Origin of the sequence: Variovorax sp. WDL1, assembly GCF_001541225.1 — a bacterium.
Lineage (GTDB): Bacteria > Pseudomonadota > Gammaproteobacteria > Burkholderiales > Burkholderiaceae_C > Variovorax.
In genome coordinates, this window is the sequence record NZ_LMTS01000018.1 from 1 (window position 1) to 700 (window position 700).

Here is a 700-nt window from a genome sequence, read left to right on the forward strand (position 1 = left end):
GGTAGGTGGGCACCTGGATGGGGGCAGCCGTGGGAGCCGGTGGCGGCAGCGGTGACGGATCAACAGGTGCCGGGGATGTCGGTGGAGCCGGTGGCGCAGGCGGGGCGGGTGGGGCCGGAGGTGCCGGAGGTGCCGGCGGAATGATGGTGCTGGTGGAACGCAGGTACCAGTTCTCTCCGGCGCCTGCGGCATCGCCGGGCTGCAGCCGGTACTCGTAGGCACCCGCATCCACATGGCCGCCCTGCAGCGCGAAGGCGTCCCGGGTGCTCTGCGCGGTGGTGGTGGCGCCGTTGAGGGCACTCACCAGTTCGATGCCGTTGCCCGTCGTGACCGCCCCGAGGCCGCCGAGGTTGACCACCTGCACGGTGGTGCGCCCGCTGGCCGCGGCTGCGGGACCGCTGAGGATGAGCCGGTCGCTCGCGCTGGCGCTGTCTCCGAGAAAGGTACCCAAGCGCAGGAGACCGTTGTTGCCCGCATAAGGACCGTTGACGGTGAGAGTCGTGCCGGGTGTTGCACCGACGAGGGAGACGGTGCCGGCGTTGGCAAGGCCAGCGATGCTCTGGCTGAAGCCGGCAAGGTCGAGCGTGGCCCCTGCGGCCACGCTGTGGGCAGAGGCCGGGCTGAAGGTATTGACAGCGCCGGCGCGCAGGGTGCCTTCGCTGACGGCGGTGGCACCGCCGTAGCTGTTGGCGCCCGAGAG

General features: G+C 71.3%; 1 protein-coding gene. It reads right to left on the bottom strand.

Going from position 1 to position 700, the window contains the following annotated elements; translation table 11 throughout:
- The coding region (locus APY03_RS01805) for an autotransporter outer membrane beta-barrel domain-containing protein (protein WP_157103358.1) at nucleotides 1-700 on the bottom strand (700 nt) is incomplete at both ends.